This is a genomic window from Pseudomonas sp. 30_B, assembly GCF_017491605.1.
Taxonomy (GTDB): domain Bacteria; phylum Pseudomonadota; class Gammaproteobacteria; order Pseudomonadales; family Pseudomonadaceae; genus Pseudomonas.
This window is the reverse complement of record NZ_JAFGYY010000046.1, coordinates 1-20,811: the sequence shown is the minus strand read 5'-3', so window position 1 is coordinate 20,811 and position 20,811 is coordinate 1. Positions and strand designations below refer to the sequence as shown.

General features: G+C 66.9%; 19 protein-coding genes and 1 pseudogene. 2 read left to right on the top strand and 18 right to left on the bottom strand.

The genetic code is table 11. The features are described from left to right. Nucleotides 1-401: 401 nt before the first annotated feature. The 10 genes from J5M67_RS26790 to J5M67_RS29995 form a co-directional block, all read right to left on the bottom strand. Nucleotides 402-827: a GNAT family N-acetyltransferase gene (locus J5M67_RS26790; RefSeq protein ID WP_207888452.1), complete on the bottom strand. Its 426-nt coding sequence runs from the start codon at nt 825-827 to the stop codon at nt 402-404. Between the two features lie 147 nt (nt 828-974). Continuing rightward, on the bottom strand, nt 975-1,295 hold the full coding sequence (locus J5M67_RS26785; protein WP_207888451.1) for a DUF2845 domain-containing protein: 321 nt from the start codon (nt 1,293-1,295) through the stop codon (nt 975-977). 141 nt (nt 1,296-1,436) lie between these two features. After that, nucleotides 1,437-2,225 carry a biofilm regulation diguanylate cyclase SiaD gene (siaD, locus tag J5M67_RS26780; protein WP_207888450.1) on the bottom strand — a complete coding sequence of 263 codons (789 nt, stop codon included), beginning with the start codon at nt 2,223-2,225 and terminating at the stop codon, nt 1,437-1,439. A gap of 5 nt (nt 2,226-2,230) precedes the next feature. Further along, nucleotides 2,231-2,611 carry a biofilm regulation phosphoprotein SiaC gene (gene siaC / locus J5M67_RS26775; RefSeq protein ID WP_207888449.1) on the bottom strand — a complete coding sequence of 127 codons (381 nt, stop codon included), beginning with the start codon at nt 2,609-2,611 and terminating at the stop codon, nt 2,231-2,233. A gap of 26 nt (nt 2,612-2,637) precedes the next feature. Further along, complete coding sequence (gene siaB / locus J5M67_RS26770) at nt 2,638-3,180, bottom strand: biofilm regulation protein kinase SiaB (protein WP_207888448.1); 543 nt, start codon at nt 3,178-3,180, stop codon at nt 2,638-2,640. Nucleotides 3,181-3,190: 10 nt separating this feature from the next. After that, nucleotides 3,191-5,179, bottom strand: coding sequence for a biofilm regulation protein phosphatase SiaA (gene siaA / locus J5M67_RS26765; RefSeq protein ID WP_207888447.1), 1,989 nt, complete (start codon nt 5,177-5,179; stop codon nt 3,191-3,193). A gap of 192 nt (nt 5,180-5,371) precedes the next feature. After that, complete coding sequence (locus J5M67_RS26760; RefSeq protein WP_207888446.1) at nt 5,372-6,421, bottom strand: chemotaxis response regulator protein-glutamate methylesterase; 1,050 nt, start codon at nt 6,419-6,421, stop codon at nt 5,372-5,374. A 12-nt stretch (nt 6,422-6,433) separates the two neighbouring features. Further along, the gene (gene cheD, locus J5M67_RS26755; RefSeq protein WP_207888445.1) at nt 6,434-7,027 is read right to left on the bottom strand and encodes a chemoreceptor glutamine deamidase CheD; all 594 of its coding nucleotides are present in this window, start codon (nt 7,025-7,027) and stop codon (nt 6,434-6,436) included. After that, nucleotides 7,024-7,860 carry a CheR family methyltransferase gene (locus J5M67_RS26750; RefSeq protein WP_207888444.1) on the bottom strand — a complete coding sequence of 279 codons (837 nt, stop codon included), beginning with the start codon at nt 7,858-7,860 and terminating at the stop codon, nt 7,024-7,026. Before J5M67_RS26750 ends, cheD begins: the two co-directional genes overlap by 4 nt. 291 nt (nt 7,861-8,151) lie before the next feature. Beyond that, the gene (locus J5M67_RS29995) at nt 8,152-9,720 is read right to left on the bottom strand and encodes a methyl-accepting chemotaxis protein (protein ID WP_368735958.1); all 1,569 of its coding nucleotides are present in this window, start codon (nt 9,718-9,720) and stop codon (nt 8,152-8,154) included. Between J5M67_RS29995 and J5M67_RS29990 the strand changes: the two genes are divergently transcribed. Continuing rightward, the gene (locus tag J5M67_RS29990; protein WP_368735957.1) at nt 9,608-9,838 is read left to right on the top strand and encodes a CxxxxCH/CxxCH domain-containing protein; all 231 of its coding nucleotides are present in this window, start codon (nt 9,608-9,610) and stop codon (nt 9,836-9,838) included. The two genes, J5M67_RS29995 and J5M67_RS29990, sit on opposite strands and share 113 nt — an antisense overlap. Here the strand turns inward: J5M67_RS29990 and J5M67_RS29985 are convergent. From J5M67_RS29985 to J5M67_RS26710, 8 genes and pseudogenes are all read right to left on the bottom strand, one after another. Beyond that, nucleotides 9,733-10,221 (bottom strand): annotated as a pseudogene (locus J5M67_RS29985) (PAS domain-containing protein); the annotation flags it as partial. The gene J5M67_RS29990 and the pseudogene J5M67_RS29985 sit on opposite strands and share 106 nt — an antisense overlap. Before the next feature lie 386 nt (nt 10,222-10,607). Next, the gene (locus J5M67_RS26740; protein ID WP_207888443.1) at nt 10,608-11,093 is read right to left on the bottom strand and encodes a chemotaxis protein CheW; all 486 of its coding nucleotides are present in this window, start codon (nt 11,091-11,093) and stop codon (nt 10,608-10,610) included. Further along, nucleotides 11,080-12,948: a chemotaxis protein CheA gene (locus J5M67_RS26735; protein ID WP_207888442.1), complete on the bottom strand. Its 1,869-nt coding sequence runs from the start codon at nt 12,946-12,948 to the stop codon at nt 11,080-11,082. The genes J5M67_RS26740 and J5M67_RS26735 overlap by 14 nt, the downstream gene beginning before the upstream one ends. A gap of 11 nt (nt 12,949-12,959) precedes the next feature. Beyond that, nucleotides 12,960-13,325 (bottom strand): response regulator, encoded by a 366-nt coding sequence (locus J5M67_RS26730; RefSeq protein WP_207888441.1) that lies wholly within the window; start codon nt 13,323-13,325, stop codon nt 12,960-12,962. A gap of 139 nt (nt 13,326-13,464) precedes the next feature. Beyond that, a complete protein-coding gene (locus tag J5M67_RS26725) occupies nt 13,465-14,652 on the bottom strand; it encodes a methyl-accepting chemotaxis protein (protein ID WP_207888440.1) in 1,188 nt (395 codons plus the stop codon). A gap of 309 nt (nt 14,653-14,961) precedes the next feature. Further along, on the bottom strand, nt 14,962-16,572 hold the full coding sequence (locus J5M67_RS26720; protein WP_207888439.1) for an arylsulfatase: 1,611 nt from the start codon (nt 16,570-16,572) through the stop codon (nt 14,962-14,964). 113 nt (nt 16,573-16,685) lie between these two features. After that, entirely contained in the window at nt 16,686-17,513 is an 828-nt protein-coding gene (locus tag J5M67_RS26715; protein WP_207888438.1) for an ABC transporter ATP-binding protein, read from the bottom strand. Beyond that, a complete protein-coding gene (locus tag J5M67_RS26710; protein WP_368735956.1) occupies nt 17,510-19,108 on the bottom strand; it encodes an ABC transporter permease in 1,599 nt (532 codons plus the stop codon). Before J5M67_RS26710 ends, J5M67_RS26715 begins: the two co-directional genes overlap by 4 nt. A gap of 258 nt (nt 19,109-19,366) precedes the next feature. Here J5M67_RS26710 and J5M67_RS26705 point away from each other — a divergent pair, with 258 nt between their 5' ends. Next, entirely contained in the window at nt 19,367-20,425 is a 1,059-nt protein-coding gene (locus J5M67_RS26705) for an ABC transporter substrate-binding protein (protein WP_207888437.1), read from the top strand. Nucleotides 20,426-20,811: the final 386 nt, after the last annotated feature.

Sequence of the window (20,811 nt, the reverse complement as noted above, 5' to 3'; positions counted from 1 at the left end):
TACGAAGAGCAATCCAGCATGAAGCAGCCAAAGTATCAGGCGCGTGCAGAGTCCCGTCAGGAGGCCGAGTGGAGGTATTGCGCAGAGGGGCGAGCGGCATGGATGCCGCGAGAGGCGTAAAGGGCCAGGGATGGCCCTTCTACGCCGACCCTCGGAGCGATACCGGAAGGAGGGAAGTCTGAGCGAAGCGAAGACCCGGATGTCGGGACGAGCCCTTTGGTTACTTTCTGGGGGGCGGCCATCCGTCGTTTGAGAAAGTAACTCGCCCGAGGGGGCGAAACAGAAAACATCCGAGCACGCTGAAGCGGCGCAGAAACACCGGGCAAGACGGCGGATAACGCCTTAGGCGTTATTCGCCCTACAAAAGCATCGCCCTGCGTAGAGGCGGGCTCCAGCTGCGATCAGCCGAAATGCTTCTTCAAATAAATCCGCTGATGCCCCGGCGGGCAGTCTTCCAGTACGCCCATGCGCTCGAAGCCCTGCTTCTCGTAGAACACCGGTGCCTGGAAGCTGTAGGTGTAGAGGAATACCCCCACGCATCCCCGGCGGCGGGCCTCGGTTTCGGCCTGGGCGATCAGCTGCGCACCCAGACCGTTGCCGCGCTGGTCGCCCTGCAGCCAGAGGTAGTCGATATACATCCAGCCCATGCCCGATTGGCCGAACATGCCGCCGACCAGCTCGCCACGCTCGTCGCGGGCGTAGAGCTCGAAGTCGTCGTAGGTGTTGCTGCGGCCCATCTGCTCGAAGTTGTAGGCCAGCAGGCCCTGGACGACGACCTCGCGTGCGTGCGGGTCGACGCCCAGGGTGAAGTTGAAGGTGGGTTGCATGGGGCCCTCCGGATTGGCGAAAGCGACCAGTCTAGGGAGCTGGCGGCGGGTTGGATAGGGTGCCTTTGGTAGGACGGCGGAAGCGCTTCGCGGTGAAGCTCCGCTCCCACAAAAGCCTCGCGCCATCGCTCCTGCAGGATTGCTCGCTCAGAGCAGTTCGCTGCGCGTGGTCTTGATCAGTTGCAGGGTGGTATCGCGGAAGTACAGGTAGCGGTAGGCACCATTGCTGGGGCCGTACATCCAGGTTTCCAGCTGCGGGTCGCCGGGGATGAACTGGCCATCGCCGCCGCGCCGAGGCGGGGTCGGTGGGGTGACCACGCGCTTGGCCGGCTGGCCGCACTGGGCCAGGACCTGGTCCATCTGGTCGCCTTCGTTGATCAGGCCGGTGCCGCAGCGCAGGGTGTCGGCCTGGGCGGTGCCCAGGGCCAGCAGGCTGGCGGCGAAGAGGAAGAGTGCTGTCCGTGGCATGGGGATTCCTTTGGGGATCTGCGGCGTATGACGTTCGATGTTATACGCCGTTTGACCTTGGCGGCAGAGCGCTCCGGGCTCGGCCATGGCGCCAACGATGAGCGCGCTGTATCGACGTACAACCGCGATCGGTTGTACGCCCTACGTTTCGGCAAACTCGCACTTGTCCCGCCCGCTGCGCTTGGCGTCGAGCAGGGCGGCGTCGGCGCGGCTGACGGTCTGCGAGTAGCTTTCGCCGGGCTGGTGCTCGGCCACGCCGAAGCTGGCGGTGACGGAGAGGGCTTCGGTGCCTACCCGTACGGTGAGGCAACGGATGTCGCTGCGTACGCGCTCGATGATGGCGGCGGCGTCGGCCAGGCGGGTTTCCGGGAGGAGGATGAGGAATTCCTCGCCACCCCAGCGGCCGCACAGGTCGTACTGGCGCAGCGCGGCCTGCATGGCGCGGCCGATTTCCACCAGCACGCGGTCGCCGACGTCGTGGCCCCAGGTGTCATTGACCTGCTTGAAGCGGTCCACGTCGAGCATGGCCAGGACGTAGGTTTCGCGGTTGCGCCGGGCGCGTTCGCTTTCCTCGCGCAGGCGCTCCATCAGCAGGCGGCGGTTGGCGATGCCGGTGAGCGGGTCGTGGGTGGAGGCTTCGCGCAGGGCGATGTTCAGGTCGCGCATCATGTTCTGGTAGCGGTCGGAGATGCGCGCGACCTTTTCCAGCTGGCGCAACTGCTTGTGGTAGCGCTCGGACAGGGTGCTGTTCTGCGCCCGGGCCATGGACTGGAAGCCGTCGGAAATCTTCGCGATGCGCTCCAGGCGCGCGAGCTGGTCGAGCGATTGCTGGTGTTTCAGGTACAGGGCCTCGCGCAGGGGGTGCCCGTCGTACTGAGGGTCGGCCAGCAATTCGTCGATCAGCAGGTCCAGCTCGCGCTCGCTTGTCATGGCTCTTACTCGTCGTAGGCTTGGATGACGAACGGGAAGGTACAGTCCTCGCGGAATTCCTCGGCCAGCTCGGCGACGCGCTCGTTGCGCCGGTCGTAGTGCCAGGTCACGGTGGCGGCGCGGCCTGCGCGGTGGGCTTCTTCGAGCAGGTCGAAGATGTCCATCATGGCCTTGATGGAGCTGGTGTTGAGGTACAGCAGGCGCAGGTCGAGGGCGAGCGGGCGTTGTTCCTGGGCGAGGAAGCGCTCGACCCACTCGATCACCTGGCCGAACAGTTCATAGGAGTTTTCCGGGTAGGAGTCGCCCTGCATGGTGAGGGTGCCGGCCTGCCAGTCGCCCTGGATCGCGGGGGTGGACTGGGTTCCTGTGATGTTGAGCTCGGTCATGGCTGGGTGTTCCTGAATTCGCAGGTTCAGATCACGGCGCGCAGGCTGAAGAAGGCGCGGCCATCGGGTTGTTCGGTGAGGGAGGTCTTGAGCGGTGCGCTGGATTTGCGGGCGATGTCCAGCAGGCCAAGGCCCGCGCCGGAGGTGGCTTCGGCATCGCGCGGGCGGCGCAGTTGTTCCTTGTAGGCGGCCTTGAGCTGGGCCTTGTCGAGCCCGGCGATGGCCTCGATGCTGCGCACCAGGCCGCGGCCGTCTTCGAGCTCCACCAGGTTGCCGGCGGAGACCACGTAGTGACCTTCGTCATTACGGGCGATGGCGACGGTGGCCGAGGCGTCCTGCTCGCCGTAGCCGCGCACGGCGGCGTAATGGCGGATGTTCTGGGTCATCTCGATGTAGACCGCGAACACGTCCATGGCCTCGCTGGGGTGCGCCTGTTCGGCCTGCAGGTAGTTGCGCAGCGCGTGGCCGATTTCCTCGATCAGGCTGCGCGAGATGGGCCCGTTGAAGCAGAGCAGGATGCGTTGTCGGGTGAAGCTTTCACGCATGGCCAGCAGATCTAGCGATTCCATGGATTAACCCCTAGTCGAAGCGGAAAGAGAGAATGGTGATGTCGTCGCGCTGCGGCCGCTCGCCCTGGTACTGCGCCAGGGTCGCGGCGAACACATCCGCCTGCTCGGCCAGCGGCCGGCGCGCGTGGCTGCGCAGCATGTCGGCGAAGCGGCTGTTGCCGAAGCCGAAGCCGTGCTCGCCGCCGGCCTGGTCGAGGAAGCCGTCGGTGCACAGGTAATAGGTCCAGCCCGCTTCCATGGGGATCTCGACGTCCTGGTAGTCGCCCTGGCGCTTGTCGCCGATGGCGCGGCGCGCGCCCTTGTACTCGCGCACGTCGCTGCCGTCGCTGGCGAACAGGGAGATCTTCGCGCCGGAGAAGTGCAGCAGACGTCGGTCGTGGTCGACGCGCACCAGCCCGGCGTCCATGTTGGTGGCCAGGGAGCGGGTGACCTGCTCTTCGCTGAGCATGCCGCGCATGACGTGGTCGGTCTCGCGCAGGATGGCCGCCGGGTCGTGGCTCTTCACGCTGTCGATGGCGTGGTCGATGGCGGCCAGCGCGAGCATGGTCATGAGTGCCCCGGGCACGCCGTGGCCGGCGCAGTCGACCACGCCAATCAGGCTGTCGAGGGGGCCTTCGCGGTAGATGTAGAAGTCGCCGCCGACCACGTCGCGCGGTTTCCACAGGACGAAGTGGTGCTCGCCCAGGGACTTCTGCAGCTGGCGGTCGGGGAGGATGGCGCGCTGGATCAGGCTGGCGTAGTCGATGGAGTCGCCGATCTTCTTCTGCGCGGCGGCCATCTCGCGGTTGGCGGTTTCCAGTGCCTGGGTGCGCTGTTGCACCTTGTCTTCCAGTTCCTCGGTGTGCCGTCGAACCTGATCGGCCATGCTGGCGAAGGCCGACGACAGTTCGCCGATCTCGTCCGGGCGGGTGCGCGGCAGCGGGCTGTCGTACTGGCCGGCGGCAATCGCCTTGGCCGATTGCTTGAGGCCGCGCAGCGGGCGCAGCACCAGCAGGTCGACGGTGTAGGCGAAGCCGAGCAGGAGGATCGCCAGCAGCCCGGCGAGGGTGCCCACCAGCGGCCAGATCCAGCGGTTGTCGAGCACCTGGGCGGCGTGCAGGTCGATGGCGCTGAGCACGTGCCAGCGCAGCTGCGGGATATAGGCCATGGCCAGCAGCTGCTCCTTGCCGTCCACCCTGGCCCACATCGTCTCGACTTCGCCGGGGTTGGCCTCGGCCTGGCGCATGGTCTGGCGCAGGGCGGCACGTTCCTGCTCGCTGCCGAGCAGGTCGAACACGCGGTGCTGCGCCTTGGCGCCGGAACCGGAGGAGAACGCGATCAGCTGGGTGTCCGGGTGCGCCTGGATGGCGCCATCGGGGTCGACGATCATCGGTGTCACCCCGGCTTCGCGGCGCGAGATGAACTGGTCGAGGAATTCCGTGAGGTCCAGGCCGCCGCCGGCCAGGCCGATCTTCTCGTTGCCGGCGCGGACCACCATGTTGAACCAGACCTTGGTGACCTTCAGCTTGGCGTCGTAGTTGACGTTGATGTTGTAGGTCTCGTCGCTGGCCAGGGTATCGAAGTACCAGCGGTCCTGCGGGTCGTCCTTGCTCAGGGTGTAGCGCGGCGAGTTGGAGAGCGGCGAGCTGGAGTCGTTGAAGTAGTAGTGGTGCGAGGCGTTGACCACCACGAAGTAGGAGTAGTTGTGCTGGTCGGCACGGAAGCCCTCGGCTTCGCGGAAGAACAGCGCGCGGCGCGCCGGATTGTTCTCGGCAAGCAGCCAGTCCTGGGTCACCACGGATTCGGCCAGCCGCCGCGAGAGCGCCAGCTCGCGGATCACCGGGGCGATGATCTTCTGCTGGTTGAGCAGCGTGAAGTTTCTCGCAAAGGCGAGGCCGAAATGCGTGCGGATATCCTCCATGGCCTTCCAGCCCAGCAGGACCGCCGGAACCAACGCCAGAAGACAGGCGATGAGCAATGCCACCACCGATTTACCGCGCAACCCCCATCTTGCCGCCATGGCTCTCTCAGTTCCCCTCGTCGCCCGCCGTCTGCCGGTCTTTTGGCGAAAGCCCGATTGTGCAGTGGGTGTGCAGGCACAATCAAACCAAATTGATAGCGCAGCGCCATAATCCTGGCGCCACCCTATCGACAGGGGAGTCTAGTCATTGTCTGAAAGGTCGCTCAGGCAGTGTTTCGATTTCGTGCACTGTTAGACGCGATTTCCTCCTCCGCTCAGTCGCGCCTGGTGCAACAGTGCCGTGGCGATGCGCTCCAGCGGCAGCACTTCCTTCGCCGCGCCCAGCTCCACCGCCTCGCGGGGCATGCCGTAGACCACGCAGCTGGCTTCGTCCTGGGCGACGGTGTGGCCGCCGGCCTGGCGGATGGCCAGCAGGCCTCGCGCGCCGTCCTTGCCCATGCCGGTGAGCAGGGCCGCCAGCAGGTTGCGCCCGGCGCAGCGGGCGAGGGAGTCGAACATCACGTCCACTGCCGGCCGGTGACCGTTGACCGCCGCTTCGTGCTGCAAGTGCACCACGTAGTTTGCGCCGCTGCGCCGTACTTCCATGTGGAAGTCGCCGGGGGCGATGAGGACGTGGCCGGGGAGGATGCGGTCGCCGTCGCGGGCCTCGCGCACGGTCAGGCGAGTCTGACGGTCCAGGCGTTCGGCATAGGATTTGGTGAAGCCCGGCGGCATGTGCAGGGTGACCACGGTGCCGGGGCAGTCCGGCGGCAGCCCCAGCAGCACTTCCTTGATCGCCTCGGTGCCGCCGGTGGAAGCGCCGATGGCGATGATCTTCTCGGTGCTCAGCAGCGGCCCGCAGGCCGCGACGCTCGCCGCGGCCGTGGCGCCGGGCCTGCGCATCCGCGCGCGGGCGGCGGTCTTGAGCTTGGCGCGGATTTCCTCGGTGTAGGCCTGCATGCCTTCAGCTATGCCCAGACGCGGCTTGGCGATGAAGTCGATGGCGCCCAGCTCCAGGGCGCGCAGGGTGGCCTCGGAGCCTTTCTCGGTGAGCGAGGAAATCATCAGCACCGGGGTCGGCCGGCCCTTCATCAGTTTGTCGAGGAAGGTCAGGCCGTCCATGCGCGGCATTTCCACGTCGAGGGTGATGACGTCCGGCGAATGCTGCTTGATCAGGTCGCGGGCGGCGAAGGCGTCCGGCGCCAGGCCCACCAGTTGCAGCTCCGGGTCGCCCTGGATGATCTCCTTGAGCAGGCTGCGGACCAGCGCCGAATCGTCGACCACCAGAACCCTGACCGCCATGGCGCTCTCCTTTCAGAACAGATCGATGGTGCCGCCGCGTGTCTGCCGCGACAGTTGCTGGCGGTACTGCCGCTCGCGCTGCAGCAGGGTGTCGTTGGCCAGCACGCGCAGTTTGCGCACCAGCACCCGGCCGCTGCCGGGGAAGAAGTAGACCTTGCGCGGGTGCACGTCGAGCAGGTCCTGGGCGAGCACCGGGATGTTCTCGGCGCTCAGGTAGTCGAGGACGAACGCGACGTTGCGCTGGCCGACGTCGGCGCTGAGGTTCTGCAGCACCGAGCCGCCGCCGAACACCTTGGCCTCGAAGTTGCGCCGCTGCGCGCCGCGCCGCATCAGGCCGTTGATCAGCAGGTCCATGGCATGCACGCCGTAGCGTCCGGAGCTGGACAGCAGGCTCTGGGTGCCGGTGTCGCCGGGCAGCATGAAGTGGTTCATCCCGCCCAGCCCATTGCTGCGGTCGCGCAGGCAGACCGAGACGCAGGAGCCGAGCACGGTGACGATCATCAGCTCTTCGTCGGTGACGAAGCACTCGCCGGGCAGCAGCTTGACTGCGTCCAGGCCGAAGCGCGGGTCGTAGTAACGGTTGAGGCTGTCGCGCGCCGCGCTCATCCGGCCGCCTGGTAGGTCGTGCGCCCCACCGAGCGCACCAGGTGCGCGGCGTGGACGAAGTTCTCCGAGTGCCCGGCGAACAGCAGCCCGCCGGGCCGCAGCAGGGCGACCATGCGTTCGAGCAGGCGGGTCTGGGTCGGCTTGTCGAAGTAGATCATCACATTGCGGCAGAAGATCACGTCGAGCCCGCCGCTGATGCCCCAGTTGCTGTCGAGCAGGTTGATCTGGCGGAACTCCACCATCTGCCGTAGTTCGCCGACCACCCGCGCCTTGCCGGCGTTGGCGCCGGTGCCACGCAGGAAGAAGCGCTTCTTCTGGTTGGTGCTCAGCGCTTCCAGGCGCTCCATGGGATAGATGCCCTGGCGCGCGCTGTGCAGCACGCCGGTGTCGATGTCCGAGGCGATCAGCTGCACCGGCGGGGTGAAGCTGCCCAGGGCGTCCACCAGGGTCATGGCGATGGAGTAGGGCTCCTCGCCGGTGCTCGATGCGGCCGACCAGACGCGCAGCGGGCGGTGGTCGAGCAGCTGTTCGTCGGCGAAGCGCGCCAGGTGTTCGAAGTGGTGGCGCTCGCGGAAGAAGGCGGTGAGGTTGGTGGTCAGCGCGTTGACGAACTGCTGCCACTCGTCCTCGTGGTTCTCCAGGTAGGCGAAGTATTCGGCGAAGCTGTTCAGCCGCAGGTAGCGCAGGCGCCGGGAAAGGCGGCTGTAGACCAGTTGTTCCTTGTTTTCAGACAGGCTGATGCCGGTGTGGCGGTACAGACGGTCGCGTACCTGCTGGAAGTCCCGGCGGGTGTAGTGGAATTCATGGTCGGGGGCTGGCAGGTTGATCGACATCGGACTGTCTCAGCGGCAAGCGGATTGCGTAGGGCGCATAACCCGGAATGGGTTATCCGTCGTGATGGCGGATAACGCCTGAGGCGTTATGCGCCCTACATCTGAGAAAAGGTCGTAGGAGCGGGCCATGCCCGCGAAGAACCGCCGGCGCGAAGCGGATCGCGGGCATGGCCCGCTCCTACAGGGCGACTCCGGTATTGCGGCAAGGCCCATCCCCAACCATCCCTGGCCAGCACGCGGCAACCGGCCCTCCCATTGCTCCGGTCGCCGCCATCCCTGCGCCCCGCCCGATCAGAACTCTTCCCAGTCCTCCTCCTTGCCCTTGGCCCGCACCGCCTTGGCCACCCCGCGCGAAGCGCGGGAAGTGTGCGCCGGCGCCTCGGCGCGCGGCGGGCGGGCGACGGCCAGGGGCACCACGGTGGCCGAGGTGTCGAGCTTGAACACCGAGACCGACTGGTTGAGCAGCCCGGCCTGTTCCTGCAGCGCCTCGGCCGAGGCCGCTGCCTCTTCCACCAGCGCGGCGTTCTGCTGGGTCATCTCATCCATCTGGGTCACCGCGCCGTTCACTTCCTCGATGCCGCTGCTCTGCTCGGCGGAAGCGGCGGCGATCTCGGCCATGATGTCGGTGACGCGCTTGATCGCCACCACGATGTCGCTCATGGTCTGCCCGGCCTGGGCGACCAGGGTGTTGCCGTTCTCCACCTTGTCCACCGAGTCGTTGATCAGCGTCTTGATCTCCTTGGCGGCGGCGGCCGAACGCTGCGCCAGGGTGCGCACTTCACCGGCGACCACCGCGAAGCCACGGCCCTGCTCGCCGGCGCGCGCCGCTTCCACCGCGGCGTTGAGAGCGAGGATGTTGGTCTGGAAGGCGATCCCGTCGATCACCCCGATGATGTCGGCGATCTTGCGCGCCGAGTCGTTGATGGCTGACATGGTGCCCACCACCTTCTGCACCACGTTGCCGCCCTCGGTGGCGACTTCCGAGGCGTTCACCGCCAGCGAGTTGGCCTGGCGGGCGTTCTCGGCGTTGAGTTTCACCGTGCTGGTCAGCTCCTCCATGCTCGAGGCGGTTTCCTCCAGGCTGGAGGCCTGCTGCTCGGTGCGGGTGGATAGTTCTGCGTTGCCGCTGGCGATCTCGCTGGCGGCAGTGTGGATGGTGTCGGCGGCCTCGCGGATTTGCCCGAGCATGCGCGACAGGCTCTGCGCGGTCTCGTTGGAGTAGTCCTTGAGCTCGCCGAAGGTGCCCTGGTAATCGGCGTCGATGCGCTGGGTGAGGTCGCCCTGGGCCAGTGCACTGAGCATCCGGGTGACGTCGCGCAGGCCCTTGTCGGCGGTTTCCACCAGTTGGTTGAGGCCGCTGGTGAGGTTGAGGAGGAAGCCGGATTTGCCCTCCTCGGCGATGCGCGTGGAGAAGTCGCCAGCGGCGGCAGCATTGACCAGCCCGGCCACCTCGCGCTCGACGCTCACTTCCAGCGTGCGGTCGTTCCACTCCACCACCGAGCCGAGGCGCTCGCCGGTTTCGCTCATGACCGGGTTGGCCACCAGGCCGAAGGTGCGTCCGCCGACTTCGATCTGGGTGCGGAAGGTGCTGGTGAAGGTGGCGAGCAGGCGCTGCTGGTGCTCGGGATGCTTGTGGAACTGATCGATCGAGCCGCCCATCAGCTTGTTCACCGAGAAGTTCGGCAGTGCCTTGCGCAGATCGGCCTCGGCATTCTGCAGCATGGCGGTGACGGTCTTGTTCATGTAGATGATGTTGCGGTCGCCGTCGGCGATCATCACGTTGGTGCTGCAGTTGTCCAGGGCGCTCTTGATGCGCGCGTTCTCCCCGGCGATGCGTTGCTCGCGCTCGCGGGCAGCCAACTGCTCGGTGATGTCCTGCCACTCCACCACCGCGCCGAGGCGTTCGCCGGCCTGGTTGAGCACCGGGTTGGCCACCACGGTGAGCGTGCGTCCGCCCAGCTTGATCTTCGCCTCGTAGGTGCCCGCCAGACGGTCCAGCAGGCCGCGCTGGTGCGCCGGCTGCTTGTGGAAGCGGTCGATGCTGCCGCCGAGGATGTTGCTGGCGCGGAAGTCCGGCAGCTCCTTGCGGATATCGGCTTCGGCAGCGAGGAACATCTGCCCCACTGCCTGGTTCATGTAGACGATGTTGAAGTCGCGGTCGGCGATCATCACGTTGGCGGTGACATTGTCCAGCGCGCTCTTGATCCGCGTGTTGACCTCGGCGGCTTCGGCGTTGGCCTTGAGGCTGGCGCGCACGCCGTCGATGGCCTCGGTGATCACCGCCTTCTTGCCCGGCAGGCGGTCCATCTCCACGCTGAGGTCGCCCTTGCCATAGGCGGTGACGGTGGCGACCACCTTCATCTTCACCGCGATGTGCGCGGCGACCAGCTCGTTGATGCCCTTGGCGATGCGCGCCTGGCGGCCGCTGAGCTTGTCGGCGGGGATCACTTCGTCGATCCAGCCCAGCTCGTGCTGGCGGGTCATCTCCACCAGCCCGGCTTCCAGGGCTTCGTCCTGCGCCTGCTCCGCGCGCTGCTCGCGCAGGGTGCGCTGCACGTTGCGCAGGCCGTCGTAGAGGCGCTCGTAACCGGGCGCGGGCGCCTCGCCGATGGCGACATCGAGGTTGCCGTCGACCAGGCTGTGGAGAATGGCGGTGATGCGGTCGGCGCGTTGCTGCGCCACGGCGTGTGCATTGAACAGACCCATTGTCGTTATCCTCGGCTCAATCTTTTTTTGTCGTGTGGCAGTCAGGCGGCGGCTTCATCGACCAGCGCCATCTCGCGGCTGGTCATGAGTTTCTCGATGTCCACCAGGATCAGCATTCGCTCGCCCGCGGTGGCCAGGCCGAGCAGGTATTCGGTATCGAAACTGGCGGCGAACTCCGGCGGCGGCTTGATCTCCTCGCCGGACAGGGCGATCACGTCGGAGACCGAATCCACCACCGCGCCGACGATGCGCCGGCCGACGTTGAGGATGATCACCACGGTGAACTGGTCGTAGCTGATGTCGGCCAGGTTGAACTTGATGCGCAGGTCGACGATGGGAACGATGGCGCCGCGCAGGTTGATCACGCCCTTGATGAAGGCGGGCGCGTTGGCGATCGCGGTGACCTGGTCGTAGCCGCGGATTTCCTGCACGCGCAGGATGTCGATGGCGTACTCCTCGCGGCCCAGGGTGAAGGTCAGGTACTCCTGTGCGGGGCTGACCGCTGCGCTGACTTCAGTGGCGCTCATGGGTGGTTTCTCCTTGTGCCGCCAGGCGCGGCAGCGCATCGACATCGAGGATCAGGGCGACGCTGCCGTCGCCCATGATGGTGGCGCCGGCGATCCCGTCGATCCGGCGGAAGTTCTGTTCCAGGCTCTTGATCACCACCTGCTGCTGGCCCACCAGTTCGTCCACCTGCAGGGCGAAGCTCTTGCCCTCGGATTCGAGGATCACCACGATGGCCTGCTCCGGCGGCAGGGGCGTGGCGTCGATGTGCAGCAGCGCATGCAGGGAGAACAGCGGCAGGTACTCGCCGCGTACGCGGATCACCGCCGCTTCGTCGCCGGCCATGCCGCGCACGTCGTCGGCGCGGGCCTGCAGCGACTCGATGATGTAGGTCAGCGGGATCACGTAGTTGACCTTCTCCACCGCGACGATCAGGCCGTCGAGGATGGCCAGGGTCAGCGGCAGGCGAATGCACAGGCGGGTGCCCATGCCGGGCGCCGAGTCGATCTCGATACGCCCGCCCATGGCCTGGATGTTGCGCCGCACCACGTCCATGCCGACGCCGCGCCCGGAAAGCTCGGTGACGGTCTCGGCGGTGGAGAAGCCGGGCATGAAGATCAGCTGCCAGACTTCGGCATCGGTCATCCCGTCGTGTACCGCCAGGCCCTTCTCGCGGGCCTTGGCGAGGATTCGCTCGCGGGACAGGCCGCGCCCGTCATCGGAGATTTCCACCACCACGCTGCCGCCCTGGTGGCTGGCGGCGAGCTTCACCGAGCCCTGCGCCGGCTTGCCGGCGGCCAGGCGTTCGGCGGGCGTCTCGATGCCGTGGTCGATACTGTTGCGGACGATATGGGTGAGCGGATCGCTGAGTTTCTCGATGACGCTCTTGTCCAGCTCGGTGTGCTCGCCCTGGAGGATCAGTTCGACCTGCTTGCCCAGGCGCGCCGAGGTGTCGTGCACCAGCCGCGGGAAGCGGCTGAAGATGAAGCTGATCGGCAACATGCGGATCGACATCACCGATTCCTGCAGGTCGCGGGTGTTGTGTTCCAGTTGCGCCAGGGCCTGTTGCAGGCGCTCGTAGTGGGTGGGGTCGAGGTCTTCGCTGAGCTGGCTGAGCATGGCCTGGGTGATCACCAGTTCGCCCACCAGGTTGATCAGGCTGTCGATCTTCTCGACGCTGACGCGGATCGAGCTGGATTCGCCTTCGCTGCGGTTATCCGTGCGCGCCGCCGTCGCCGGTTTGGCCGGGATTGGCGCCGGTGCCGCAATCGGCGCGGGCGTGGCGGGGGCTGCGGTGGTGGCGGTGGGGGTGCCGGGTGCATCGTCGAAGAAGCCGAAGTCTTCACTGGCCGGCGTGGATTCGGCCGGGGGTGTGCCCGGCGCAGCGTCGAAGAAGCCAAAGGCATCGTCGTCGCTGGCGCTGGCTGTCTCGGGGTTGCCCGGTGCGTCGTCGAAGAAACCGAAGCCGTCGTCGACGGGCGCGCCCGCCGGCTCCGCCAGCCAGGCGCGCAGGCGTTCCACCGTCGCCTGCACCGGCACGCTCGGGTCCGGGCACTGGTCGCGGTGGGCGTCGAGCAGGCGCTGCAGCACGTCGCGGGCTTCGAGGAACACCCCGATCATCTCCGCGCGCAGGGCGGTCTGCCCGCAGCGGATGCGGTCGAGCAGGGTTTCCAGTTCGTGAGTGACGGCGGTCAGGTCGTCGAAGCCGAACATGCCGCTGGAGCCCTTGATCGAGTGGGCCGCGCGGAAAATGCCGTTGAGTGCCTCGGCGTCCGGCTGATCGAGGTCGAGCCCGATCAGCAGGAGTTCGAGGGTGGCCAGGTGTTCGTCGGTTTCCTCGAAGAAGACCTGGAGAAATTGCTCCATTCCAGTGGCCATCTGCGGTACCCCTAGGGCAGGACCTTGCGGGTCACTTCAAGGAGCTTGGGCGGGTCGAACGGCTTGACCAGCCAGCCGGTGGCGCCGGCGCTCTTGCCCTGCTGCTTCATGGCGTCGCTGGATTCGGTGGTCAGCATGAGGATCGGCACGCTGCGGTAGCCGGCCATGTCGCGCAGGCTGCGGATCAGCGACAGGCCGTCCATGTTCGGCATGTTCTGGTCGGTGAACACCAGGTTGTAGGTCTTGCGCTGGGCCTTGCCCAGGCCGTCCTTGCCATCGACGGCTTCATCCACTTCATAGCCGGCGGACTTGAGCGTGAAGCTCAGCATCTGCCGGATCGACGCCGAGTCGTCGACGATCAGAATCTGCTTTCCCATTGCGTGACTACTCCTTGTTCCAAGGGGTTGGCATTCGGGGATACGGACTGGGTTCAGCCCACCAGGGCGATGTTCGCCAGGTACTCGATGATCGACTGCAACATCTTCACTGCCTCCCACGCACCGTCGGGTGGTGCGTTCAGAACAGCTCGACTTCACCAGCGCTGAGGCTGGTCTGTGCCACCGGGTTGCTCAGCGGGCGGCCGAGTTCGGCGACTTCCTCGCGCAGGCGCTCGCCCCATTCCCGGGGATCGCGCCCATCCAGCGCGCCGAGGCCGACCGCCAGCGCGCCGAGACGCGCGCCGTGCTTGCCGATCTGCCCCAGCAACTGGCTGCTCATGTCCTGGAACTGCAGGGCGGTCACGGCGGCATTCACGCCGTCGCCCACTTCCAGGGAAATCCGGTCCAGCTCCTGCACCACCTTGACGGTGTGCTGGTTCATGGCGTCCAGGTCGTCGAGCATGGTCTGGATCTTCTTGCGCGAGTCGAGGGCGAAGGACATGTCCTTGTCGGCCAGCTGGGCGATGGCGCCCTCGGCGTCCCTGATCTCGTGGTAGACCACGTCGACGTGCTCACGAATGGCTTGCGAGAAGTGCGTGGAGCGGGTGGACAGCGCGCGCACTTCATCGGCCACCACGGCGAAACCGCGGCCGCTCTCGCCGGCGCGGGCGGCCTCGATGGCGGCGTTCAGGGCCAGCAGGTTGGTCTGCTTGGCAATGGCGTCCATGTCCTGGGTGGACTGCAGGATTTCGCCGATCTTGTGGGTGACGCGGTCCATACGTTCCACCAGCTGCTGCGAGGTGCGGCTGGTTTCCAGGGTGGCCTCGACGAACAGCCCGAGGGTTTCCTGGGTGGCGTGGATGAAGCGCTGGAAGTCGATGTCGTCGTCCAGGTGGCCGCGCCCGTCGTAGCGCTCGATCAGCGAATGGGACAGGCCGCGCTGGGTGTCGATGCGCTCGGCCAGACCGTGGAAGCTGTCGGTGAGCTGGGCGATGGCCTGGTGCAGGATGCTGTCGATCTGGTGGGTGTGGCCGTTGAGGCTGGCCAGGTGGCTGTCCATGGCGTCCTGCAGCGGGCGCCATTTCGGCAGTTGCTCGCTGTCCAGGCGCACCTGCTGGGTTGTCGCTTGCGCCTGGATGGTACCGCCGAGCAGCGGGGTCAGCGCGAGGCTGGCGATTGCACCGAGTGGCAGCAGAACCCAGATCGGCAGGCCAGCCCAGTAAAGCCCGGCCACCGCCACCCAGGGCAGTGACTGGAGGACCAGGCGTTTCGGCCACAGGTGGCCGTCGGCCTGATCGACAGGCGTATCGAATCGGGTATCGCGCATGCTGCACTCCGTTGCCGGCGCCAGGAGGGGAGGCCGTCGGCTGCTGAGGTAGGTCCTGAGCAGTGCGTCGGCCTGGCTTCTTAAAGCTAGAGTGCCGTTGGATGATGTCAAATTGACGCTATTTTGTCGGCGTCAAATGAGGGGCTTGATTTGGATGGATTTTTGCCTGGAGTACCGCTGGTCGGGCTTCGCATCTGGCGACAGACGGTAGTCTGAAAGCCCCGCCTGGTGGGGGCTGCAGGCATTTCAGTGAGTGGCAAAACGGGTCGGGACTGGCATTGCGGGCCAGCCCGATTTTCCGTCGAGGGTTCAGCGCGCGAGGAAGGGCGGCGGCGCGTCGATTACCCCGGTTTCGTTGACGTACTGCTTGTAGTGCTCGACCAGCGCTTCCAGCTTTTCCGGCTGGAGCTTGGCCAGGTCCTGAGTCTCGCCGGGGTCGCTGGCCAGGTCATACAGCTGCCAGGTGGCCGGGCCGACCGGCGCCGGCAGGTACACCGCCTTCCAGTCGCCCTGGCGGATGGCGCGCATGCCGAACAGCTCCCAGCCGGTGACGGTCTTCTCGTCATGGGCCTGCTCGGTCTCGCCGGACAGCCAGCCCAGCCAGGACTTGCCGCGCACCTCGGCCACCTCGCGGCCACGCCAGCGTTTGCCGGGGTGGCGCACGCCGGCGAGGTCGAGGATGGTCGGGGTGATGTCCATCACCGTGGAGAAGCCGTGGCTGATCTCGCCCTGGCGCTTGAGCTGCGGGTAGCGCACCAGCGCCGGCACGCGGATGCCGCCCTCGGTGGTGAAGGCCTTGTACAGGCGCGACGGCGCGGTGGCCGCCTGGGCCCAGCGCGGGCCGTACCAGATGTAGGAGTTGGCGCGGCCGATGTTCTCCAGGGTGTTGTCGTAGTGCTGGTCGAGGAAGCTCAGGAGGTCCGGGCCGAAGCGCGGGAAGGCTTCCAGCAGCGCGCCCTCGGCGCCGTTGTCGGACATGAACAGGACGAAGGTGTTGTCCAGTTCACCCTGCTGGCGCAGGTACTCGACGACGCGGCCGACGTTCCAGTCCAGGCGCTCGACCATCGCCGCGTAGACCTCCATGGCCCGCGCCGATTTCGCTTTCTCTTCGGCGCTGAGTTGCGCCCATTCCTTGCTGATCGCCAGCACCGGATGCGCCTTCACGTCGGCATCGATCAGGCCCAGCTGCTTGAGCCGCTCCAGGCGCTCCAGGCGCAGCGCCTCGGGACCGGCGTCGTAGCGGCCCTTGTACTTGTCGACCACCTCCCTGGGCGCCTGCAGCGGCCAGTGCGGCGCGGAGAAGGGCAGGTAGGCGAAGAACGGCCGGCTCTGGTCGCGCTCCTTGAGGTACTGGATCAGCTTGTCGCCGAAGGCGTCGGAGGAATAGAAGTCCGCCGGCAGCTCGTCGATGAACCGGTCGTCCTCGACGTACAGCGCCGGGGTGCTCTTGAGGATGCCCGGCGTGGTCTCGTCGTAGGGTGGCTCGAAGCCGTAGTGGTTGGCCGCGCCCGGCAGCAGCGAGAAGGAGCGTTCGAAACCGCGTGCGTGGGGCGCCTGTTCCAGTTGCAGGCCGAGGTGCCACTTGCCGGCCATCAGCGTCTGGTAGCCGGCCTCGCGCAGCAGCTCGGGTAGGGCCACCACGCGGTCGTTGAGGTAACCCTCGTAGCCGGGCTTGCCTTCCAGCTCCGGGGTCAGCGCCTCGGCCATGGTGCCGATGCCGGCGATGTGGTGGTCGGTGCCGGTGAGCAGCATCGAGCGCGTCGGCGAGCAGGTCGGCGCGGTGTGGAAGTCGGTCAGGCGCAGGCCGTCGGTGGCCAGGGCGTCGAGGTGCGGGGTGGAGATCTCGCCGCCGAAGGCGCCGAGGTCGGAGAAGCCGAGGTCGTCGGCGACGATGACGAGGAAGTTGGGGCGTTTGCTCATGGTCGGGCTCGGTAGGTTGGGTGAGCCTGTAGGAGCGAGCTTGCTCGCGAACCGCTCCGCAGCGGGGTTTGTTCGTGAGCAAGCTCGCTCCTACAAGGGCGGGGTTCTTTGGATCAGCAGGCAATGAACTCGAACGGCAGGTCTTCCACCCGCCTCGGCTGCGGTGCGACGTAATCGCCGTCGCCGGTCAGCTCGTGCAGCAGCGCCTCGCGCTGACGCAGGAAATCGAAACCGCCGCGCTCGCGCGGGTGCGCCAGCGGCACCTCGACGATGCGCTTGATCCGCCCCGGCCGTGGCGCCATCACCACCACGCGGTCGGCGAGGAACAGCGCCTCCTCCACGTCGTGGGTGACCAGCACGGTGGTGATGCGCTCGCGCTGGCGGATGCGCAGCAGCTCTTCCTGCAACTGCTGGCGGGTCAGCGCGTCCAGCGCGCCGAAGGGTTCGTCCAGCAGCAGGATGCGCGGGCTGGCCACCAGCCCGCGGGCGATCGCCACGCGCTGCGCCATGCCGCCGGAGAGCTGGTGCGGGTAGGCCCGCTCGAAGCCCTTCAGACCCACCAGCTGCAGGTAGTCGGCAACCCGGCTGGCCTTGCCGAAGGCGCTCAGCGGCTCGTTGACCAGGCCGAGCTCGACGTTCTGTTCCACCGTCAGCCAGGGGAACAGGCGGTGTTCCTGGAACACGATGCCGCGCTCGCCGCCGATGCCATCGATGGGGGCGCCGTCGATACTGATTTCGCCCTGGAACTCGCGGTCCAGCCCCACCAGCAGGCGCAGCAGGGTCGACTTGCCGCAGCCGCTGGCGCCGACGATGGCGATGAATTCGCCGTCGGCGATCTCCAGGTCGAAACGTTCGATGGCCTGCAGCTCGCGGCCGTCCACGGGGAAGGTCTTGGCGACCTGGCGAAAGCTCACCAGCGCCGGGGAAGTGAAGGCGTTCATGCGTGTCTCCAGCGCGTCGCACGCGCTTCGATGCGTTGTCCGAGGGCGGCCAGCAGCGCGCCGGTGAGGCCGACCAGCAACATGCCGGCGCCGACCAGATCCATGCGGAACAATTGCTGGGCGCCAATCATCAGGCTGCCGATGCCGCCGTTGGACGGCATGAAGTACTCGGCGCCGATGGTGCCCAGCCAGGCGTAGATCAGCGCCAGGCGGATGCCGGCGAACACCGAGGGCGCCGCCCCCGGCAGCACCAGCCGGCGCAGCCGTTGCCACGGCGACAGGCGCAGCGCCAGGGCCGCCTCGCTGAGTTGCGGCGGCAGGCTGGCGACACCGCGCTGGGTGGCCAGCAGCAGCGGGAAGAAGGACGCGAGGCCGACGAACACCACCTTGGCCGTCTCGCCCAGGCCGAACCAGGCGGTGAGCAGCGGCACCCAGGCGAAGATCGCCACCTGGCGCAATGCGGCGAAGCTCGGGCCGAGCAGGCGTTCGGCGGGGCGCAGCAGGCCGAGCGCGAGACCTAGGCCGAAGCCCAGCGCTCCGCCCAGCAGCAGGCCGCCGAGGGTGCGTTGCAGGCTGCTCAGCAGTGCGCCGGGCAGGCTGCCGTCGAGCAGCCCCTGCCAGAGGGCGACGGCCACCGAAACGGGGCTGGCGAGGATCGCCGGATCGACCCAGGCGAAGGTGCTCGCGGCTTGCCACAGGGCGAGCAGCGCCAGCGGCAGCAGCCAGGGTTGCAGGCGTTGCCAGCCGTGGCCGCGCCCACTGCGGCGCAGCTCTCCGGCGGCCTGTTGCGGCCAGTGCAGCAGGTGCCGATCCAGCGCCTGGATGCCACGGTCCATCGCCGCGCCGACCAGGCCGACGACCAGGATGCAGACGAACACCGTATCGAGCATGAACAGCTGGCGCGCCTGCACCATCAGGTAGCCGATGCCTTCGCTGGAGGCCAGCAGCTCCACGGCCAGCAGCGAGGTCCAGCCTTGCGCCAGGGCCAGGCGGACGCCGGTGAGGAACGAGGGCAGCGCCGCCGGCAGGATCAACCGCCATACCAGCAGGTGGCGCGGCAGGCGCAGCACGGCGGCGGCCTCGCGCAGGCGCGGCTGGGCGTCGCGGACGCCGACCAGGGTGTGCAGGGTGATCGGGACTATCACCGCCTTGATCAGCACCACCAGCTTGAGCAGCTCGCCGATGCCGAAGAACAGCATGAACAGCGGAATCCAGGCCAGGGTCGGGACCTGCGCCAGGGCGCTGAAGGTCGGCAGGATCAACCGCTCGGCACGCCGGCTGAATCCCAGCCAGGCGCCCAGGGCGAGCCCGCTGGCAATACCGGCGAGCAGGCCCCAGGCCAGGCGCTTCAGGCTGACGCCCAGTTGCAGCCAGAGCTCGCCGCCGAGCAGCTCGCGGGCGGCCTGCAATACCAGCTCCGGGGTCGGCAGGATCTGCGTCGACATCCAGTGCCGATGGCTGGCGACCCACCACAGCAGCGCCAACGCGGCCGGCACCAGCCAGGGCATTGCACGGGAGGCCGAAACCCACGGCAGGCGCGGTGTGGCCAGCGCCGGACGAGGAGCGGGGAGGGCAAGGCCGGAGGCTTTATTAATATTCTTCATTGGAATATGAAAAAACCAATCAATGCATTTATGAGCTAAGAAAGGCCCATTTAAGGGAAGCCCTCCCATCGCGGCCAATGCATTCGAGGAATATTTTTTATGCCCTGCGAGCATTCCCTCGCAGAGCCCGAGCGCGTCTGATTTAGGTCTTTCAGTTACTAAAAAATAAGTTTTTATTATTTTATTTGCAGGCCAGGAACTGCCTTTAGTGCCTCCCACGCATTCATCCCATTGCAGGAGGCAGGCGCCATGAAGGCCCTCACCCAACAGTTGCTGTCCCTCTTCGCCGCGCCGGTCCTGGCGGGCCTGCTCGGCGCCTATCCGACCTTCACCCAGGCCGCGCAGGTCAAGGAAATCCGCATTGCCGTGCCCGATGTCAGCGCCGGGCCGAAGCCGTCGGGCGGCGGCATCGTCGACGTGCTCACCACCCGCCAGCTGCTGGAAAAGGAATTCGCCGCTGACGGCATCCAGATCAAGTGGACCTTCTTCAAGGGCGCGGGCCCGGTGATCAACGAAGCCCTGGCCAACGACCAGGTGGACTTCGCCTACCTCGGGGACCTGGCGGCGATCATCGGCAAGTCCAGCGGGCTGGACACCCGCCTGCTGGCCGCCACCGCGCGCGACGTCAATCACTACCTTGGCGTGCAGCCGGGCTCGGACATCAAGTCCCTGGCCGATCTCAAGGGCAAGCGCGTGGGGCTCTTCCGCGGCACGGCGAGCCAGCTGTCGTTCGACAACGCCCTGGCCAGCGCCGGGCTTTCCGAGAAGGACCTGAAGGTGATCAACCTCGACTTCAGCGCCGCTCTCGCCGCCCTGGCGGCGAAGCAGATCGACGCCACCTGGGGCCTGGCCGGGCTGTTCGCCCTGCGCGAGAAGGGGCTGGCGGACATCGTGCTGAGCACCCACGACCTGGGCGGCGCCGGCACCCTGCAGGCGGGGCTGGTGGGCAATGGCGCCTTCGTCGACGCCCATCCCGACCTCACCGAGCGGCTGCTGAAGGTGCAGCTGCAGGCGGTGCAGTGGGCCAGCGCCGAGGCTAACCGCGATGCCTACATCGAGCTGGTGTCGAGCCAGGCCAATTACCCGGCGGTGATCTTCAGGAGCGAGTACCAGGATCGCGCGCTGGCGGATGTGTTGTCGCCGAAGCTGGATGCGGGGTTCCTGGCGAAGCTGGATGCGTCCATCCAGGCGGCGAAGAGCTATGGGTTGATCCGGCGCGAGTTCAAGGCGGCGGAGTGGGCCAGGCCTGAATTGCAGGAGGCGGCGGGCAAGCAGATTGCCGGGCAGCCGGTGGCGGCGATCCAGTGAGGCAGGGCGCCCTGCGGGCGCCTATCGCGGGCATGGCCCGCTCCTACAGGGGGCGTACGCTTTCGTAGGAGAGACGGGGGCGCCTAGCCCTTGTCCGCGAAATCCATCGCGGCCGATTCGGTGCTCTATGTGAATGCCGGGGTCATGCGCCCCCGTAGGAGCGGACTCTGTCCGCGATGCTTTTTGTTGGGGGTGTTCAGCGCCGCTTCGGCGTGTGCGGGGACTTTTTGTTTCGCCCCCTCGGGCGAGTCCCTTTTGGCAAACGCCCCAAAAGGAACCAAAAGGTCTTGCCCATCATCCGGGTCCCGCTTCGCGGGACTCCCCTCGCTCCATCGAAGTTTCAGGGGCCCGCCGCGAAGGGCCATCCCTGGCCCATCGCGGCTCTC

Coding starts and splice junctions, on each gene's coding strand:
- J5M67_RS26715 (WP_207888438.1), bottom strand. CDS start 17,513: ATGAACGCCTTCACTTCCCCGGCGCTGGTGAGCTTTCGCCAGGTCGCC.
- siaA (WP_207888447.1), bottom strand. CDS start 5,179: ATGGCGGCAAGATGGGGGTTGCGCGGTAAATCGGTGGTGGCATTGCTC.
- J5M67_RS26740 (WP_207888443.1), bottom strand. CDS start 11,093: ATGAGCGCCACTGAAGTCAGCGCAGCGGTCAGCCCCGCACAGGAGTAC.
- J5M67_RS26735 (WP_207888442.1), bottom strand. CDS start 12,948: ATGGCCACTGGAATGGAGCAATTTCTCCAGGTCTTCTTCGAGGAAACC.
- siaB (WP_207888448.1), bottom strand. CDS start 3,180: ATGGAATCGCTAGATCTGCTGGCCATGCGTGAAAGCTTCACCCGACAA.
- J5M67_RS26730 (WP_207888441.1), bottom strand. CDS start 13,325: ATGGGAAAGCAGATTCTGATCGTCGACGACTCGGCGTCGATCCGGCAG.
- J5M67_RS26720 (WP_207888439.1), bottom strand. CDS start 16,572: ATGAGCAAACGCCCCAACTTCCTCGTCATCGTCGCCGACGACCTCGGC.
- J5M67_RS26785 (WP_207888451.1), bottom strand. CDS start 1,295: ATGCCACGGACAGCACTCTTCCTCTTCGCCGCCAGCCTGCTGGCCCTG.
- siaD (WP_207888450.1), bottom strand. CDS start 2,225: ATGACAAGCGAGCGCGAGCTGGACCTGCTGATCGACGAATTGCTGGCC.
- siaC (WP_207888449.1), bottom strand. CDS start 2,611: ATGACCGAGCTCAACATCACAGGAACCCAGTCCACCCCCGCGATCCAG.
- J5M67_RS26725 (WP_207888440.1), bottom strand. CDS start 14,652: ATGCGCGATACCCGATTCGATACGCCTGTCGATCAGGCCGACGGCCAC.
- J5M67_RS26790 (WP_207888452.1), bottom strand. CDS start 827: ATGCAACCCACCTTCAACTTCACCCTGGGCGTCGACCCGCACGCACGC.
- J5M67_RS26705 (WP_207888437.1), top strand. CDS start 19,367: ATGAAGGCCCTCACCCAACAGTTGCTGTCCCTCTTCGCCGCGCCGGTC.
- J5M67_RS26750 (WP_207888444.1), bottom strand. CDS start 7,860: ATGTCGATCAACCTGCCAGCCCCCGACCATGAATTCCACTACACCCGC.
- J5M67_RS29990 (WP_368735957.1), top strand. CDS start 9,608: ATGATGTTGCGGTCGCCGTCGGCGATCATCACGTTGGTGCTGCAGTTG.
- J5M67_RS26760 (WP_207888446.1), bottom strand. CDS start 6,421: ATGGCGGTCAGGGTTCTGGTGGTCGACGATTCGGCGCTGGTCCGCAGC.
- cheD (WP_207888445.1), bottom strand. CDS start 7,027: ATGAGCGCGGCGCGCGACAGCCTCAACCGTTACTACGACCCGCGCTTC.